At 39.9% G+C, this 18,233-nt stretch carries 14 protein-coding genes, 1 tRNA gene and 1 pseudogene; 9 read left to right on the plus strand and 7 right to left on the minus strand.

Translation table 11 applies throughout. The features are described from left to right. The first annotated feature begins 61 nt into the window (after window positions 1–61). Entirely contained in the window at window positions 62–379 is a 318-nt protein-coding gene (locus ACEW80_RS05485; protein WP_373525648.1) for a DUF4288 domain-containing protein, read from the plus strand. Window positions 380–701: 322 nt separating this feature from the next. Here the strand turns inward: ACEW80_RS05485 and crtO are convergent, their stop codons facing one another. Together crtO and ACEW80_RS05495 are read right to left on the minus strand one after the other, a co-directional pair. Continuing rightward, window positions 702–2,396 carry a beta-carotene ketolase CrtO gene (gene crtO / locus ACEW80_RS05490; RefSeq protein ID WP_373525623.1) on the minus strand — a complete coding sequence of 565 codons (1,695 nt, stop codon included), beginning with the start codon at window positions 2,394–2,396 and terminating at the stop codon, window positions 702–704. Window positions 2,397–2,500: 104 nt separating this feature from the next. Next, window positions 2,501–3,259, minus strand: coding sequence for a DUF2993 domain-containing protein (locus ACEW80_RS05495; RefSeq protein ID WP_373525624.1), 759 nt, complete (start codon window positions 3,257–3,259; stop codon window positions 2,501–2,503). A gap of 217 nt (window positions 3,260–3,476) precedes the next feature. Here ACEW80_RS05495 and ACEW80_RS05500 point away from each other — a divergent pair. Next, window positions 3,477–3,558: transfer RNA gene (locus ACEW80_RS05500), tRNA-Leu, on the plus strand. Window positions 3,559–3,813: 255 nt separating this feature from the next. On the opposite strand, the pseudogene ACEW80_RS05505 reads toward ACEW80_RS05500, so the two are convergent. Continuing rightward, a pseudogene (locus tag ACEW80_RS05505) lies at window positions 3,814–3,960 on the minus strand (transposase); the annotation flags it as partial. Between the two features lie 1,048 nt (window positions 3,961–5,008). On the opposite strand from ACEW80_RS05505, the gene ACEW80_RS05510 reads away from it, so the two are divergent. From ACEW80_RS05510 to ACEW80_RS05540, 7 genes are all read left to right on the plus strand, one after another. After that, window positions 5,009–6,076 carry a response regulator gene (locus ACEW80_RS05510; protein ID WP_373525625.1) on the plus strand — a complete coding sequence of 356 codons (1,068 nt, stop codon included), beginning with the start codon at window positions 5,009–5,011 and terminating at the stop codon, window positions 6,074–6,076. 66 nt (window positions 6,077–6,142) lie between these two features. Further along, window positions 6,143–6,532, plus strand: coding sequence for a four helix bundle protein (locus ACEW80_RS05515; RefSeq protein ID WP_373525626.1), 390 nt, complete (start codon window positions 6,143–6,145; stop codon window positions 6,530–6,532). A 46-nt stretch (window positions 6,533–6,578) separates the two neighbouring features. Further along, window positions 6,579–6,956 carry a PleD family two-component system response regulator gene (locus ACEW80_RS05520; protein WP_373525627.1) on the plus strand — a complete coding sequence of 126 codons (378 nt, stop codon included), beginning with the start codon at window positions 6,579–6,581 and terminating at the stop codon, window positions 6,954–6,956. Window positions 6,957–6,960: 4 nt separating this feature from the next. Continuing rightward, a complete protein-coding gene (locus tag ACEW80_RS05525) occupies window positions 6,961–7,458 on the plus strand; it encodes a chemotaxis protein CheW (RefSeq protein ID WP_373525628.1) in 498 nt (165 codons plus the stop codon). 59 nt (window positions 7,459–7,517) lie between these two features. Beyond that, on the plus strand, window positions 7,518–10,370 hold the full coding sequence (locus ACEW80_RS05530) for a methyl-accepting chemotaxis protein (RefSeq protein ID WP_373525629.1): 2,853 nt from the start codon (window positions 7,518–7,520) through the stop codon (window positions 10,368–10,370). 167 nt (window positions 10,371–10,537) lie between these two features. After that, on the plus strand, window positions 10,538–13,558 hold the full coding sequence (locus ACEW80_RS05535) for a response regulator (RefSeq protein WP_373525649.1): 3,021 nt from the start codon (window positions 10,538–10,540) through the stop codon (window positions 13,556–13,558). 220 nt (window positions 13,559–13,778) lie between these two features. Next, entirely contained in the window at window positions 13,779–14,633 is an 855-nt protein-coding gene (locus ACEW80_RS05540; RefSeq protein WP_373525630.1) for a hypothetical protein, read from the plus strand. A 117-nt stretch (window positions 14,634–14,750) separates the two neighbouring features. On the opposite strand, the gene ACEW80_RS05545 is transcribed toward ACEW80_RS05540, so the two are convergent. From ACEW80_RS05545 to yvcK, 4 genes are all read right to left on the minus strand, one after another. Continuing rightward, a complete protein-coding gene (locus ACEW80_RS05545; protein WP_373525631.1) occupies window positions 14,751–15,035 on the minus strand; it encodes a DUF427 domain-containing protein in 285 nt (94 codons plus the stop codon). Between the two features lie 80 nt (window positions 15,036–15,115). Continuing rightward, on the minus strand, window positions 15,116–15,439 hold the full coding sequence (locus tag ACEW80_RS05550; protein ID WP_373525632.1) for a hypothetical protein: 324 nt from the start codon (window positions 15,437–15,439) through the stop codon (window positions 15,116–15,118). An 825-nt stretch (window positions 15,440–16,264) separates the two neighbouring features. Continuing rightward, complete coding sequence (gene tsaE / locus ACEW80_RS05555; protein WP_373525633.1) at window positions 16,265–16,708, minus strand: tRNA (adenosine(37)-N6)-threonylcarbamoyltransferase complex ATPase subunit type 1 TsaE; 444 nt, start codon at window positions 16,706–16,708, stop codon at window positions 16,265–16,267. A gap of 43 nt (window positions 16,709–16,751) precedes the next feature. Beyond that, window positions 16,752–18,122, minus strand: coding sequence for a uridine diphosphate-N-acetylglucosamine-binding protein YvcK (yvcK, locus tag ACEW80_RS05560; protein WP_373525634.1), 1,371 nt, complete (start codon window positions 18,120–18,122; stop codon window positions 16,752–16,754). Window positions 18,123–18,233: the final 111 nt, after the last annotated feature.

The raw sequence follows: 18,233 nt of genomic DNA on the forward strand, positions 1-18,233 counted from the left end.
GAGATAACATGAGATGAAAACTGAAAGTGCAAATAAAGCAGAATCCTTCTAGATTGCTATAATTCTCTATAAATCATCTTCAGATAAACATGATTATCAACCTTTGTACCAAGAAAGCTTTGTTTTGATTAAAGCTACTTCTTTAGAGAAAGCAAAAGCAAAGGCTTTGAATCATGGTAAAAATGAAAGCGTCAGCTATACAAATGAGAATGAAGAAACTATTACTTGGTCTTTACAGCAAGTAGTAGACGTGAATTCAGTTTTGGATGATGACTTTGATTCATCTGAGGATGTTGTTGATTTATATACTCGACATTTTCGGAATTATGAGGCTTACCAATCATTTGAGCCATTATTATCTAAAGAGCAATTTGAATGATAGTTATAAAACCACGCGATCGCTCTTATTGATTCCGATCAATGATATACTTACAGCGCTTCCGGCTATTATGCAATACAGTTTTTCTCCTTGCCCTCTCCTTTCAAAGCTTTCAGATTTGGGGATGTACCTCATAGCTGCCGTAAGTGCTGTATCACCTGACCCAAGAGCGATCGCAAGCGTAAAGCCAATGCATGGTTTAACCTGGGTGCGGACATGATATCAAATACCATTAATAACTTCGTGTCTTTGTGATCCAAAAATTATATTTTCAAGCACAAAGACACAAAATAGATAATAATAGGCTCTATTTGTGCAACGCTTAACTAATCCCAAAGACTGACTCGACAGTTGACTTAATCGAATCTCTTGCATCCTTCAAAGTTTGACTAATGGGATGCTTTGCCTGCAAAAACACACGCGCACAATTGCGTCCCGGCATTCCCGAAATCGAACCACCTGGATGAGTTCCGGCACCAGTCAAAAATAGATTATCAATTGGCGTTTTGTAGTTCGCTATTTCTGGCAAAGGACGGAAAAATATCATCTGATCTAGGGTCATGTCAATATGATAATAATTCCCTTTGTACGCACCTAATCTTTCTCCTAGTTCTGCTGGACTTTCTACACGACGGGCGATAGTTGCGTTCTTGACATTCGGTGCATAATCTGCCAACTTATCAATTACCCTATCTGCAACTTTGTTTTTCAATTCATCTGTCCAACCGGTACCTTTTAAACCAGTGCCTTCTGCACCGGCAATTTGATAAGGAGCAAAATACTCAATCCATACGGTGTGCTTACCTGGAGGTGCTAATGTCGGGTCTAAATAGCTAGGCATCACCACATACATGGATGGGTCAGCATCAGGAATCTCTCCCAAGGTACATTTACTATGAGCCTGTTCTACATGAGCCACGGAATCTGCAATCAAGATAGAACCGACGAGATATTCGTCTTTGTGAGCATGGTATGGAAAACGCAGTGGTTCATCTAAAGCCAAATCTATTTTGAGGATGGTTTCGTTGTTGTTAACGATGCGACGTTCTAATCTTTCCCATAAGTTTGGATCGGCTCCATCAACATCACTTTTATCAGTCATTTGCAAAAATAACCGCTTGGCATCAATATTAGAAATAACCCCGTATTTAGCGCGATATTCTTTACCACCAGCGACCCGCACACCCACAGCTTTGCCATCATCAATTAAAACTTTTTCAACGTGCTGATCGGTGAGAATAACGCCATTTTTACTTGTGACTAAATTCACCAAAGCTTGCACAAGTGCGCCAGTTCCGCCGCGAGGTCGTGCCATCCCCGGATTATGACGCATTGCCATCATAATTGCACCGATTGCAAGGGTTTTTTGTGATGGTGGCGCACCAAGTTCTGATGATAGTCTTGCTAGTGGCGCTTTTAGAAATTCCTCATCAAACCACTCGTTAAGTAAATCTTCGGCGCTGGTTAACATCGTGCGAATAAAGTCCAGCGTTTTGTTTGGAGAACCAATAACTGAAAATAAATCTTTTAATTTGGTGATGTCGTAGTTACCAAGAATGTCTATAATTGACTTTGGCGGTGCATTAAACATGGGAATCATTGCACCTAGCGATCGCTGCCAATAGTCTACAAATTCGGCGTATTTTTTGGCATCACGTTCACTGTAACGGGCGATTTCTGCACAAGTCTTTTCTACCGACTTATGTCCTAAGAAATACTTGCCATCAGGATGAGGACAGAAAACAACCGGATCGCACTCCAGATAATGCAAGCCGTATTTTTCTAGTTCTAATTCTTCAACGACTGGCCCTAAGTGAATAAATTCATGGTCAATAGCACACAAGTTAAATTTAAATCCAGGAGCTTCTTCGGGTAAACATTCTTCAGTTGTTGCTGCACCACCTGGAACAGAATGCTTTTCCAGTAACAGGACGCTATAACCAGCCTTCAACAAGTAAGCTGCACAAACTAGCCCATTGTGTCCAGCACCGATAAGCACAACATCATACTCTTGCATAGTTGTTATTTAGAAATAAGTAGCTTTAAAAAGCTTATAAAACTTTTAACAAATTTACATCACTCCCTAGTTACAAAAATTATCTTTAACTGATGCCAATACCGCTAAGGAGATAGTACTGTTAAGGATGATGGTATTTGACTCACTTCAGTTTCAACTATAAGTATTAAACTACCGATTTCTACTTTTATATCTTTGATAGAAAACGCTATATCCTGCCATTTAAAATATGGTATATTCATCAGTTCTTTGGCTTTCTGCATTACTGCTGTAATTAACTCTATTGAAATCCCGCCTCCCTCAGTGCAGTTAAAACTTTCCAACATAGCGGGTTGTGAATGAGTCGGTGGACGTGCGATCGCAGTGTAAGCTAAAGTGCGAGTATTTCCCATTTCTTTTAACAGCACCTTTCCCCGACATTCCATTTTGCCATCACCAGGTAAAAATACCTGAATTTCTTGCGGTTCAAAACTCACAATTTCGCCATCTACATCCAAATCAAAGTTTTGTATCTGGCTGCTAACAAAATCTGAAGCCAAGGCATGATTAATATCTACTTCTGTAAGTATGATCTGAGCAATGGCATTTACTGGCTCATTGAATTCTATTTTACCCAAAAGAGCGCTTAAAGGATTGATGGAAATACTATCTGTTTGCAGTTTTATTTCCTGTACGCGAATATCTTCTTGGATTACTAATCCAACGCCAGCAACTGAAACTCCATCCGCCTGTCCCTGAACTATTTTCAACAGATCGGTTTGTACATCTATTTCTATTTGTTCTACTTCATCTAACTTTTCGGATATTCTTTTTTCAGCTTCCTGGGATAGAAATTTTTCTTCCAACCGATGCTCATCAGGCATGAATTAGTAATCTCCTAAATGTCCTCTTACTTATTAATGTAAAGGTTGGGTCTGACGAGCAAATCTACATTGCGGTATATGTTGAGTCGGAGATTAAAATAATTCATAGTTATATAATGGCGATCGCATTGTGCAAGTTGCATAAGTTCTGTTCAATTTTGAATTGATTTCTACCCCTTGCCATAACCAATTTCTTATGATAATATAGTAAACTGATGCGGATGTGGCGAAATTGGCAGACGCGCTAGATTTAGGTTCTAGTTCCGAAAGGAGTGAAGGTTCAAGTCCTTTCATCCGCACTTTTGTTTGGCAAAAAATACATCAACCTATTGGCTGATGCATTAAATCCATAAATTAATTATAGCGGTTCTCGGTTGAGTGAGGTATAAGAACCCCTCCCCGCAAGCGAAGAGGGGGCTATGATGTACCTTATGTGATTAGGAAACGCTATAATGCTCAACTGTAAACACGAAAGTTCAGTAGAGCTAGATTTTGCTAAAGCAAGAAGATTATTGCTTGTGTTTTTTAACAAAACAGAATTCCCCTGGATCTTCTCAAAAATTGCTAAAGTTACGAAAGCCATCTCCAAGTCTTTTAATTAACTTGAATTTATTATTAATTCCTTTTACAGTAACACTCGTAATTATCCCGTCAAAATAACCGACTATTTCACCAAAGTATCTAACTATTGTACCTAGACTTTCCTCTAAGAATACCTCTTAATGAGTGCGATCGGCTGGCTTTAGATAAGTTTAGTCAAATTCTGTATAGCAAGTTTACACTATCAGTAGTTGAACAGAAATTCTCGAAAGTAGCGAGCAATCGTTCCTCTTTGAAGAATCAAGACTTGTTCATTTTTCGTGAGGATCTTCATGATCATTCAATTCTTGAAAATGCTATTAACACGATTACTTTTCCATATTTGGCGTTTGTCTTCATGCAGAGACAGAAATTTTCTAGATAATATCGATATTCAGGTATTATATCGCTTACGGCACGCTACGCGATCGCACTTGACCGGAGCTTGACGCTGTGGAGTTTTCTAGCTACCGCCTTTTTTGGTTTAGTGACGTGTTTGTGCATTCAACTCAGACGCAAGGGAACAAAAGGAAAGTAAGTAGGGTTAGAACAAGTTGTCCTAACTTACGCCATATCAACAGTAAAAATAATCTTACTATGCGATGCGATCGCGCATTTTGGACAACCAGAAAAATTTACCTGAAGACTTGGTTAATTTCACGCCTTTTTCTGGTGTGCTTACAATCCCTTCGGAATTCTGTTTTATTTTTGTCAAAAAAATCAGTAATATCCCTGTAGTCACAATGGGGGTATTTAATAAAAAGTGATTAATATAGTACTTAGTTGGCTAAAGACGAGATTTTGCTTAAGTATAAATACAGAAGTTCATATATATTACCGTCCATAAAATCAGTATTATTACTGTGGTCAGATTGGGGCTACTCGATGGAAAGTGGCTTCATCTACTCTTGACATTTTTATGTTTTATTTCCGAAAGACCTCTGTAAGTATCAGTAACAGGAAGTAAATCATGATTAATTTACTTCCTGTTACCGAAATTTGATCGTTTGAAAATAACGCTGCTGTCGTTGAGTGCAACCACGAACCAGAGTCATAAATTTATGTATTTTGAAACACGTAAATTTGATGTCTTTAACTTGATTTCAATTGTGGAATAACTCTGCATAAATTTAGCTTACACGTATGGAATTTAGCTGAAGTAAAAGCAAAATGAGCATAACTCCTATAGGTAGCTACAAGTTATTCCAGAAACTACATCCCCTATCTCTGTTGGCACAATTAACTACTCGCCGTGCTACAGGCTGCTTAAGTATATTTACTGGGATAGTTTCTTGGTCAATCTATCTAGAGGACGGTAAACTTACTTACGCCTCCTATTCAGATAAACTGTTTGAGCGGCTTGACAGTCACTTGCGGCGCTTGAGTCAGCAAATCCTTACTCTCAACAGCGCTACTCGTGTGCAGATGCGGCTGATGTTTGAGACGAAGAATGAACATCAATCAATACCAAATGCAGATTACCAAGCTATTTGTTGGTTAGTAAATCAGGACTATATTACGTCTGTGCAAGCAGCCAGCCTGATAGACGGATTAGCAAAAGAAGTGCTGGAATCATTTCTATGTTTAAAAGAAGGTAGCTATGAATTTAGTCCAGAAAACTCCTTGGATAAACTACCAAAATTCTGTAGCCTGGATTTACGGTTACTTGTTGAACACTGTCAAAAGCAGTTACGAAATCGGCAAAATATTCAGTCATCAGTTCCGGCTGGTGGTGGTTCTCAAGTTTTGTCTCCAACACAACCGTCTCAAGTTCAGCCACAACTGCAAATCAAACTTGGGCAAAAATTGCCCAGAGAAATCAATTTTGATGTTCCTGAGAATAATAAAAATACTCAGCCACCTGTTGGTAAAAAACTCTATACAATTGTCTGCATTGATGATAGTCAAACAGTTTTGAATTCTATTAAGCACTTTTTGGATGAAAACACATTTTCAGTTGTGATGATCAGTGATCCGGTAAAAGCTTTAATGCAAATTCTTCGGAGTAAGCCCGATCTAATTTTGCTAGATGTTGAAATGCCAAGTTTAGATGGTTATGAGTTATGTTCCTTATTAAGAAAACATTCCGCTTTTAAAAATACACCTATTATTATGGTGACTGGTAGAACAGGATTTATTGATAGGGCAAAGGCCAAGCTAGTCAGATCATCAGGATATTTGACCAAGCCTTTTACCCAATCAGAATTGCTAAAAATGGTTTTTAAACATCTTGATTGATTTAGAAGTCAGAAGTCAGAATTCAGGAGTCAGAATTTAGAAGTCAGAATTTAGGAGTCAAAATAAATGAGACAGCCAGCGAAGACATTTCAAGACTTGATAGTTTGGCAGAAAGCACATCGATTTATTTTATTAGTATACCCATTTACTGCTCACTTTCCTAAGTCAGAAATATATGGTCTTACCTCTCAATTTAGACAAGCAGCAATTTCTATACCAGCAAATATAGCGGAAGGGTTTAAGAAAAAAGGGTTAGCAGATAAAGGACGTTTTTTAAACATTGCACAAGGCTCTTTGGAAGAATGTCGTTATTATCTAATTCTTTCAAATGACTTAGAATATGGAGATACTTCGGGATTAATACTTCAAATTGAGGAAGTTAGTAAGCTACTAACAAGCTATGCTAATTCCATTCTGTTAGCGGTAGCGGGGCGTTTAGCCCATTCTGATTCCTGACTCCTGAATTCTTATAACAAAATTTATTTTTTTAGGAGATTTAATAGTGAGCCTGACTTTGCTTGGCACAATTCTAATTGTAGAAGATTCTCCGAGTGAATTGGAATTAATGAGCCATTATCTTAAAGAGAGTGGTTACAACGTAATTAAAGCAAGTGGTGCAAAAGAGGGTTTAGAAAAAGCTGTGTTAGAAAAACCAGATGTGATCGTTACTGATGTAGTAATGCCTGAGATGAGTGGATTTGAATTGTGTCGTTCTCTGAGAAGAAATCCGATTACTGCAAAAGTGCCGATTGTAATTTGTAGTTCAAAAAATCAAGAAATCGATCGTTTGTGGGCGATGAGACAAGGTGCAGATGCTTATATAACTAAACCTTACACCCGCGAACATCTCCTACGTACTATTAAATCAATGGTAATTTAAATCAATGACTCCTACAAACATTACTCTCTCTCCAAAACCAACCAAAAATAACTTAACAGATGGTTATCTAAAGTTTCAGCTAAATCAACAAACTACTGCTGTTTTATCAATGAGGCATACACAAGAAGCAATTATTGTGCCTGTTGAATCTATCACCTCGATGCCGAATATGCCCCCCTGCATATTAGGATTAATGAATTGGCGGAGTCGGATAATTTGGGTGGTTGATTTGCCAAGAATGCTCAATTTAGAATCTTTAGATTATCGACTGCGACAGTACAATGCGATCGCTATCCGAGTGGAATCATTGGTGTTAGGCTTAGTTGTGCAAGAAATAAAAGGTACAACCAAGTTCGTCGCTGATGCTATTCATTCGCCTATAGGACAAGTAGCATCCAGTTTGGTTCCTTATTTATGTGGGTGTGTTGTGCAACAAGAAGAAATATTGCTGGTATTAGATGCACAGGCGATTGTGCAATCTGCTATTCTCCGCAGTGAGTAGAGTGTACTACTAAAAAAGATTTTTAGTCTTCTTATTCACATACTTAGGAGAACTATTTTATGTTTAATAAAACTGACACAAACAAGAATAATAGCGCTCAAAATCGAGCATCACTGATTTCATCCCAAAAAGTTATTGGCACAGCAGTCAGGCTACCAAGTAAGCCTAATACTGAAACTGCTAATCATTCTTATTTCAATCAGGCTGTTGCCTATTTTACAAGGCTGGGATTGATTAAAAAAGTAACAATTTTAGCGATCGCAATCGGTACAATACCAGTATTAGGCATAGGCGCGATCGCTTTTGGTTTTGTCAACAAATCAATTACTAAACAAGTTACTCTATCTCAACAAGCCGAAGCCCGTGGCTTAAATGATAAAGTTAACCGCTTTATGTTGGGACGCTACGGTGATATTCAGGTAATATCAAGTTTGCCATTTTTGACAAATTCCCAAGCTAGTGTCAGTATCACTACTCAAGAAAAGCAAGCCGTTCTAAATCGCTTTGTCCAAGCTTACAAAGCTTATGACAGTGTTGCTGTTTTTGATCGTCAAGGTAACTTGATTGTTCAATCCACAGGCGAACCCCTGGAAAATCAAAAAGATCGTAACTATTTTCAAGAAACTTTGCAAAAAGATACTCCGATAATCAGCAAACCAGAAGCAGCAAAAAATACTGGTGTAATGAGTATTTATATAGCTGCACCTATTAAAAGTACATTTACGGGTCAAACCATTGGCGTGGTACGAACACGTATGCCCGTAAAATCTTTAGAGAAAGTAATCAAAAACTATGTAGACAATGGACAACAATACCATTTGCTCGATGCTTCAGGAACAGTTTTATTGAGTTCACAACACAAATTATTGGGGAAAGAGGCGAAGGAAAAGTATTCTAGTTTAGCTAAACTACTGGCAGCTAAAAAGGTAGATAGTTTTATAGAAGTTCCCAAAACTTACAAACAACAAGAATTAGTCAGCTACGTACCATTTAGTAAATTAGACGGATTACCTGATTTAAACTGGCAGGTACTTTTATCTACAGACACAGCAATTGTATTTGAGCCGCAAAGACAATTGTTGTGGATTATAGTTATCGGCACAGCACTGACAGCACTTATTGTTGGCGCGATCGCCTTTCAGTTAGCTAAACTGACAACACAGCCAATTCTCAATGCAAGTGCGGCATTAGCAAAGCTTGGTCAAGGTAAATTTAATACCCGTCTGGAAATTGCCAGAGAAGACGAATTAGGGTTATTGAGTGCAAATATCAACCAGATGGCCGAACAATTGCAGGTCTTAGTTAAGGAACAAGAACTCGACGTTGAAGGGGCAAAATTACTAGCAGATATTACCCTACGGATTCGGAGAATTCTCAAAACCGAAGATATTTATCACGCAGCAGTCAAAGAAGTTCAGCGATCGCTAAAAACAGACCGGATAATCATTTATAGTCTGAATAAAGATACTTGGGATGGCATTGTTGTTGCTGAATCGGTAACTGACGATTGGCCGAAAATGCTCGGAGTGCAAATTGACGATCGCTATTTTCGAGAACGTTACATAGAAACTTATCACGATGGACAAATGCAAGCCATCGGCGGAGTCATTGCCGAAGGCATCGCCAATATTTCTCAAGACCAAAGCCTGAAAAATGCCCACAGTTATATCCAACTGTTAGAAAAATTTGCTGTAAAAGCTTATTTGATCGTACCACTTTTTGCCCAAGAGCAACTTTTAGGCTTATTAATTGCTCATCATTGCGAAACTCCTCGTGTGTGGCAACAGCCGGAAATTGACTTGTTTCAACAGATAGCAACTCAAATCGGTTATGCCTTAGAACAAGCCAAATTATTAGAAGAGATAGAACAAGCCAGAAATGTTGCCGTAATCGGGTCATACGAAGAACGCCATCAAAAAGAAACACTCCAGCAGCAACTTTTAGAATTGCTCAGTGACGTAGAAGGTGCAGCCAGAGGCGACTTGACAGTACGTGCAGACGTGACCTCTGGGGAAATAGGCACTGTTGCCGACTTTTTCAACTCCATTGTCGAAAGCCTCCGGGATATTGTTACCCAAGTTAAACAAGCTGCTACGCAAGTGAATACTGCCATCGGCTCTAACGAAGGAGCCATCCGCGACTTAGCAGAGGAAGCACTCATCCAAGCTGCCGAAATCAACCACACCCTCGATGCGGTTGACAAAATGACCGAATCCATGAAGTCAGTAGCCGAAAGTGCTGAAAAAGCTGCCTTCATTGCCAACCATGCTACCCACACCGCTACCAAGAGTGGACACGCGATGGATTTAACAGTCCAAAATATCCTGTCTTTGCGGGAAACCGTTGGTGAAACTGCCAAAAAAGTGAAACGTTTGGGAGAATCTTCTCAACAAATTTCTCGCGTGGTGTCCTTGATTAACCAAATCGCTATTCAAACTAACTTACTAGCTATCAACGCCGGTATTGAAGCAGCGCGTGCGGGTGAAGAAGGTCAAGGTTTTGCCGTAGTTGCTGAAGAAGTTGGCGAATTAGCAGTCCGCAGTGCCGCAGCAACTCAAGAGATTGAACAAATTGTTGAAAATATCCAACGAGAAACTAGCGAAGTCGTGCAGGCGATGGAAATAGGCACAACTCAAGTGGTGGAAGGTACCCGCATTGTGGAGGAAGCTAAAGAAAGTCTGAGTCAAATTTTGGATGTATCGCGTCAAATTGACTCCTTAGTGCAGTCAATTTCCACTGCAACTGCATCTCAGGTAGAAACATCGCAGAGTGTTAGCCAATTGATGAAAGATATCGCTGCTGTATCACAACGCACTAGCGATTCTTCTCGTCAAGTTTCCGAATCGCTGCAACAAACTGTGGAGATTTCCCAGCAGTTGCAAGAGACTGTTGAGACTTTCAAAGTTAGTTAAGTGTGTCATTTGTTATTTGTCATTTGTCCTTTGTTAGTGACAAATGACTAATGACTTTTGTTATTTGTCCGTTGTCATTTGTCCAAAGTCCAATTTACTAATGACCAATGACCAATGACTAATGACTAATGACTAATGACCAATGACCAATGACTAAGGAAAAAACCATGTTACAAAACAAAGAATTAGAAATCCAGATGCAGTTTTTGGAAGAAGCAACTGATTATTTAAATACCTTAGAAGGTGTGTTGCTGGAAATTGATACTACTAACCGCATCGATTTGGATAAAATTAATGCTGCACTCCGAGCTACCCATTCTATTAAAGGTGGCGCGGGGATGATGGGATTTAGATCGCTAAGTGATTTAGCTCACCGTCTGGAAGATTCCTTTAAAGTTTTAAAAACTAAAAAAAATTCTCTAGAAATTGATACTCAGTTGCAAAGTTTATTGCTATCTGGAGTTGACTGGCTGCGTCAGATTGTCGAATTGCTTGCAGAGGGAAATGTTGTCGAAGATGACTGGTTAGCAACCTTTTGTTATCCAATTTTTGATGAGCTGCACGATCGCTTGGGCGACCCCAACCCTGAAGATGCCTCAAGTATGCTATCCCCAGAAGATGGACAAGACGTTATTCCCTTGCTATTTGGAACAGAAGTAGAAGAGTGTTTGCAGCGTCTAGAGTCTATATTGGCAGATAGCGAACAGCCTAATTTGCATGAAGAGGTTGTGATCATGGCAACTGAATTGGGCGGTTTAGGGGAAATGCTTCAGTTGGGAGCTTTTACTAAGCTTTGTGAATCAGTAACGCAGCAATTGGAAATTGTTAGTAGCTCGCGCATTCCCGAAATTGCTCAGTTAGCATTGCTTGCATGGCGGCGATCGCAAGCTTTAATACTGACAAATCAACTAGATAACTTGCCTACAGAAATTGACCTGGGTAGTTATACTCAAGCCCAGCCACTATTACCAGCAGAAGTAATACCACAATTTGTCACTACAGATATTATTGATACAGAGGTAGAGTTAACATCTGTTTGGCAACCAAAAAACACTAGAGAAAATTGGACTAATGATCAAGCGTTGGCGCAGCCCACCGCAGGTATTGCGGCTAATTTTACATTTGTGGATGCAGAGTTTACAGATGATGTAAATGCTGTCAATGTCACTGAGGAAAATCCAATATTCGCTAGAGAAAATAATCCTACAGATGCCAGATTTGGCGAAGGGAAAGGAGAGCCATCTGGCAAAGAGCGGGAAATTCATGAAAATAGTGTCCGAGTTCCTAGCAAACAATTAGAGCAAATTAACGATTTATTTGGGGAACTGATTGTTCAGCGCAATGGGTTAAACTCGCAACTAGAAAGATTACGCAAACTTGTCCGTAACCTCAGCCAGAGAGTAAAAGTTCTCGACCGAGAAAACCAGGATTTACATACAGCCTACGGCAAAATTTCTACTCAAGCTGCTATGTCTGCTGGGCTGCGTTCCCAAACGGAAAATGGCCACCAAACACCAAGTACAAATAGGGAATTTGATGCTTTGGAAATGGATCGCTATAACGAATTAAATCTGCGATCGCAGGAAGTTATGGAAACCATTGTTCAGGTGCAGGAAGTCACAACTGATGTGCAACTAAGTGTAGATGATACAGACCAAATTGCTCGTAAACTAAACAAAACATCGAAACAGTTACAGACAAAGCTAAATCACATTCGGATGCGCCCATTGTCCGATTTAGTCGAACGTTTTCCGAGAGCTTTGCGCGATTTAAATGTAGAATATGGCAAAAATGTGCAGTTAAAAATTGAAGGTGGCAATACTTTAATTGAACGCAGCATTTTAGAAGCTTTAAACGATCCTTTAATGCACTTGTTACGGAATGCCTTTGATCATGGTATCGAAGACTCTGCCACCCGCCGCCTTCTAGGTAAACCAGAACAAGGATTGATTGAAATTAAAGCTATCCACCACAGTAATCGCACCCTGATTACTATCCGTGATGATGGTTGGGGCATTTCTCTGGAGAAAATTCGCACCCGCGCCCTAACTATGGGATTGGATGCTTCTCTACTCGCTAATGCTACTGATGAAGAACTGTTATCACTAATTTTTGAAGCAGGTTTTACCACCTCCGAGCAAGTGACAGCATTATCTGGTCGAGGTGTCGGTATGGATGTGGTTCGCAACAACCTCAAACTAATTCGAGGAGATGTCAAAGTTGATACGGAACCGGGAGTTGGTACTACCTTCACGCTATCAGTACCGTTTACACTTTCCGTTGCCCGAGTTCTGCTGGTAGAAATCAACAAAATGCTATTGGCATTTCCCACAGATGTCATTGCAGAAATATCCTTACTCGAAAACGAGCGAGTTTTCCAAATGGCAGGTAGCGAAGTCCTAAATTGGCAAGGAACCATGCTGCCATTAATTCGCTTGACTCGCTATTTAGAGTTTAATTGCCTGCGTTACGATAGTCCAGAATTAGAGACTCCGGCAGCCATTAATGCTAACAGCGTCTTAGTAGTCAAAGGTAATAATCAGCCAGTAGCAATCCAAATAGACCGTTGCTGGGGTGAACAGGAAGTTGCTATCCGGCAAGTTGAAGGAAATATACCTTTACCTGAAGGCTTTAGTAACTGTACGATTCTCGGTGATGGTCGAGTAGTGCCATTAGTTAATACTAACGAATTACTGTATTGGATTGCTACTAATCGACGGACTTTCAGAAGCACTCAATTACCATCGGCAAGGTTAAAAACACCGTTCCTCATATTTGATGAAGACAAAATATCAGCAGCGTCCGCCAAGCAGAAAGGTACAATTTTAATCGTCGATGACTCGATTAATGTTCGCCGCTTTTTAACTCTGACTCTGGAAAAAGGAGGGTATCAAGTAGAACAAGCTAAAGACGGTCAAGATGCTTTAGAAAAACTCCACGGTGGATTGAGAGTTGAAGCAGTGATTTGCGATATTGAAATGCCTCGCCTTGACGGTTATGGCTTTTTAGGTAAGGTAAATTCAGACGTTGATACAAAAAATATCCCAGTTGCCATGCTGACTTCTCGTAGCAGCAATAAACATCGACAACTGGCGATGCAATTGGGTGCTAGAGCTTACTTTTCTAAACCTTACAATGAACAAGAATTACTCCAAACCTTGGAGGAAATAATTTGCACCGTAGCATAAAAGGCAGCGTCTAATTAAATTCGGAATTTGGTATTGTCCCGTTCTTACCCCTCTTCTGTCACTCTCCGGGAGGGCAATCTCTAGAAGCTTTATCAGTCAAGAAATACAAGCTATACTATTACAAAAACTTAGTTATTGTATTTGTTGTTAGAAAAAAATCTTGCGTAGGCATAGCCCGTCGTAGACATCGCTTCGTATACAAAAGCTCTAGAATTCAGAAATGGCAAAAATCAATAGAAAATTCGTTAAGGCTATTACTACTGTTGTTACCTTCGGCTGGGTAATAATGCAACTGGAATCAGCACAAGCTGCTACTTTGGCGGTTAACAATCTCAATGACAGTGGGGTTGGCTCATTGCGAGATACTATCAGCATTGCAAATAGCAATGATGTGGTAGAGTTCTTCTTGGGAAGTAATCCTAGTACAATTACCCTAACGAGTGGGGCACTTGCGATCGCTAATACAGCACTTCCGGCTATTATGCAATACAGTTTTTATCCCTGCCTCTCTCCTATCATCACTTTCAGCTATGAGGATGTACCTCATAGCTGCCGGAAGTGCTGTAATCTTACTATTAATGGCCCAGGTGCTAATTTCCTTACTATCAGTGGCAATAATCAATTCTCTGTGTTTGACATTAGCGCCGCAAATGTGACATTTTCCGGGCTAACTATCGCTGGTAATATCAATGGTTACGATTCTAGTAACGTAACCTTTACCGATAGCAGCATTAGCGGCGACAATGTGAAGATAGATAACAGTACTGGTAATCTAACGTTTATTAATAGCACTATCACCAGCAACAATAGTTTGGAGATAAATGCTAGTCAAGTGGTCATTGATGATACTGACGTAACGGTTCCAAGTAACATAACCATCGGCGGCAATTCTGGGCAAATAAACAGTGGTAGCAATAATTCAGGATCAGGAGGCAACATAACTATTACAAGTGGTAATATTATACTGACAACAAGAGTATCTGAACCTAGCGCGATCGCTGGTAGTATACTTGCTGGTAGTCTGGCTTGGCTGGCGAAGAGAAAGCAAGCAGCATTTCGCAAGGCAAAGGTATAATTACGTCCTAGAATAAATTCGCAAATAGTTTAAATACGAAGCCCGCCCCAAAGTTCTGAGCGGGCTAATTATTTTATGGGCAATTAGTCGGACATAATACCAATTATCTGAACTTTATTAAGCCTCAACTTTTACACCCTTCCAGAAGGCAACATAGCCCTCAATATTCTTAGCCTTTTCCTTGGCGCTAGGATAGTACCAAGCAGCGTCTTTATTGACTTGTCCATCCACTTCGATGCTGTAGTAGCTAGCAAGACCTTTCCAAGGACAACTACTTTGGGTGGTACTTTCTTGGAAATACTGATTGTTAATGCTGTTAGCAGGAAAATAATGGTTGCCTTCCACAACCACAGTATTATCACTCTCGGCTAAAACAGTTCCATTCCAAATTGCTTTTGGCATAAATGATGTTGTGAATAAAGTTTACATATATATTTTGACACTTCTAGGATCGCGATCGCCTTGACCGCTAGAAGTCGTGGCTATACCGCCGACGCTCCGTTAGTCTGCATATAGAGAAGTAGTATAAATTTAGCGATCGCACTCTCCATAATGGGGTTACAGCTATTTTCAGGTAAATGAACCGCTGTTTCTACTGCGTCAGCGTAGCCCGTCGTAGACATCGCAACTACAATCGGCGAAAACATTGCTGATGCTACATGGACGCTAGGTGGCAGCTTAGGGGAAATCGACCCAGGCAATGAAAATGCGATCGCAGCCTTGATGCAACTGATGCAATCAAATAATATACAAGTTCCGGTGGTTATAAAAGCTTGTCCACTCGTTACGAAGACAGACGCAGACATTACAAACCTTTGTCTGTTAGGAACAACAGCTTGAGAATTAGTTATAAATGGATACTTATTTTTTGTAATCGCTGCGATCGCCTAATCATCATAACAAACGTTGTTCATTCTCAATAAAAACCTAATTTTAGCGAGAAGACTAAGAGCTAATTTGTCAAGTATGCCTGACACCTCAGTGTTCAAGATACTTGTAAAACCAACGTTTCGCATTTATACAATATTTTCTCTATAAATACGAAAATAGTTATTTAAATTTTTATTGATATTAGAGCTAATTACAGATGTCAATATAATAATTTTTTGCTAGTTAAAATTTTTAAACTAATTTAAAAAAGTATAAATTAATTTCTTTTTATGTATAGATTTTAAACCTAACTTGGGAATACTAAGTAAGTAGGCGTGAATAATTAAAAGTTTGTGGTAAGGACTTCAACCCTTACTATGAGCAAATTTAATTAATTTTACTTTGTGTAACATAGTTTGATTTCTTCTTGCCCACTTATTTAAGTGTAAGGAAAGTTAAAAGCTAGTAAGTGCCAATCCTGAATATAAATCAATCAATACCATTCAGTTAAGAATCATTTTGCAACTCAACCTACTTGTGTCTCTGTTCTTAGCTTTAACTGAATCGTATTCCACCATATCTGCTGTTGAATAATTCTTTCGTTTATTTTTGGTTGAGATAACAATGTTACTAATTTACAATGGTGAGCGTGGTAGTGGCAGATAGAACGAGTGTAGAGTCCTTCCTCGACTATTTGCAGAAATTTTCTAGTGTTGTGATCAAAGAAGTTAAATCCCTTTTACTTCAGTTTGGAGATCAGCTTAAATAGCGGCAATGGCACAATTGAATGGTATAATTTCGGCTTGACGAGTACCATCTTCCTCATAAGTCAAACTCACGCTTAGATAACTATCTGGCTTGTAGGGCATTCGTTTTGCCCATTCAACGGCCACAATTCCTGGTATGACTTCAACACCTTCCCAGTAACTTTCTAAATTCAGGGCTGCAACTTCTTGTGGTTCTAAGCGATATAAATCTAAGTGGTAAAGAGGGAAGCGTCCTTCTGTGTACTCATTAATCAAAGTAAAAGTGGGACTGACAATGGGTTCAGTAATTCCCAAACCTTTGCCAATGCCTTGAACTAAGGTAGTTTTACCAGCGCCTAAATCACCTTCTAATAAAATTACACTACTAGGGCTCAGGGATTCACCGAGAGTAATACCTAAGCGTAGCGTCGCCTCTGTATCTCCAAGAAAAATTTTCATAATTAGTCATTACTCATTAGTTTAAACAAATGACAAATGACATTTATCTGCCATGATGAGCTCGACCGTACCACCGCAATAACACTCGTGCTAGTTTCTGCGGATTGTGACGTACAAAACCTGTTTCATCTTCATATAAAACATTAGCTGGAACAATCCGTCTTCCTAGCTGAGTTACGGCTTCTCTATCTAAGAAAACGGGATGGGAATTTTGTTGGGCGTAGCGGATGAGTGATTGCTCCGAGGGGGATTTTTTGTGTATTAGCACAGCATCAAATAGCCGTCTTTGCCCACAAGCAGCATCAATTGCTCTGATGTGATCGGCAACAGTATATCCTTCAGTTTCTCCTGGTTGAGTCATTATATTGCAGATATAGATCCGGGGGGCATCTGACTGAGCGATCGCATCGGTAATTTCTGGTACTAATAAATTAGGAATTAGACTAGTATAAAGGCTACCTGGGCCAATAATAATGTAATCAGCTTCTTTAAGTGCCTTAATAGCTGCTGGCACCGCCGGGGGATTAGCTGGAATGCAGCCAATTTTGACAATTTTACCACCAGCTTTCGGAATACTAGACTCCCCATGAATGCGGCGACCATCGGCTAATTCTGCCCAAAGGCGAACATCGCTGAGAGTTGCTGGTAGTACTTGTCCCCGCACTGCTAGCACTTTGGAACTGGCTGCAACTGCTTGTTCTAAGTCTCCAGTAATATCACTCATTGCGGTTAAAAACAAATTGCCAAAACTATGACCTGTCAATCCATCTCCAGCCCGAAAACGGTATTGAAACAATTCTGTTAATAACTTTTCTTCATCTGCTAGCGCTGCTAAACAATTGCGAATATCCCCTGGTGGTAGTACTCCAAATTCCTGGCGCAACCGCCCAGAAGATCCACCATCATCGGCTACGGTGACAATAGCGGTAATATTCGCGCTGTAGGTTTTCAGTCCCCTCAACAACGTAGAAAGTCCTGTACCACCACCAATCACCACTATTTTCGGACCTCGGTACAATCGACGATGGGCTAGTAAGACATCAATGAGTTCCTCGCCGCCTTCTGCTCTTAGTACCTTAGTAATTGAGCTTACGGTGCGAGTTTGTCCCAAAAGCACTAACAGCAAGCCACCAAGCAGTACTAAAGGTCCACTGATATAGTTGGGTAAGATATTGGTGATTACTCCCAGGAAACCCCTAACCAACTCAATCAGCCAAAAAATCGGGGTCAGTTTAATCCAGATAGCTAACCCCAAAGTTGCCAGCAGTACACCGCCAACACTGATCAACAACCAACGTTTTACCGATATTCCAGGGGATAACCATTTGAACCACTGGTTAACTCGATAGGAAGTACGAGAGCGCGACTGCTTTTGCAGGGCGTTGAGGGCTTGTCTGAGAAAACCAATTGACATACATGATTCGGAGCAGTGCTACAAACAATAATTAACAGAAATGTAGACACCTGGTTTAAATACCAGGGGTGGAACTATTATATTTGTCAATCCCATTAATCTAAGAGCAAG

The organism is Nostoc sp. (assembly GCF_041747015.1).
In the GTDB taxonomy this organism is placed as follows: domain Bacteria; phylum Cyanobacteriota; class Cyanobacteriia; order Cyanobacteriales; family Nostocaceae; genus Nostoc.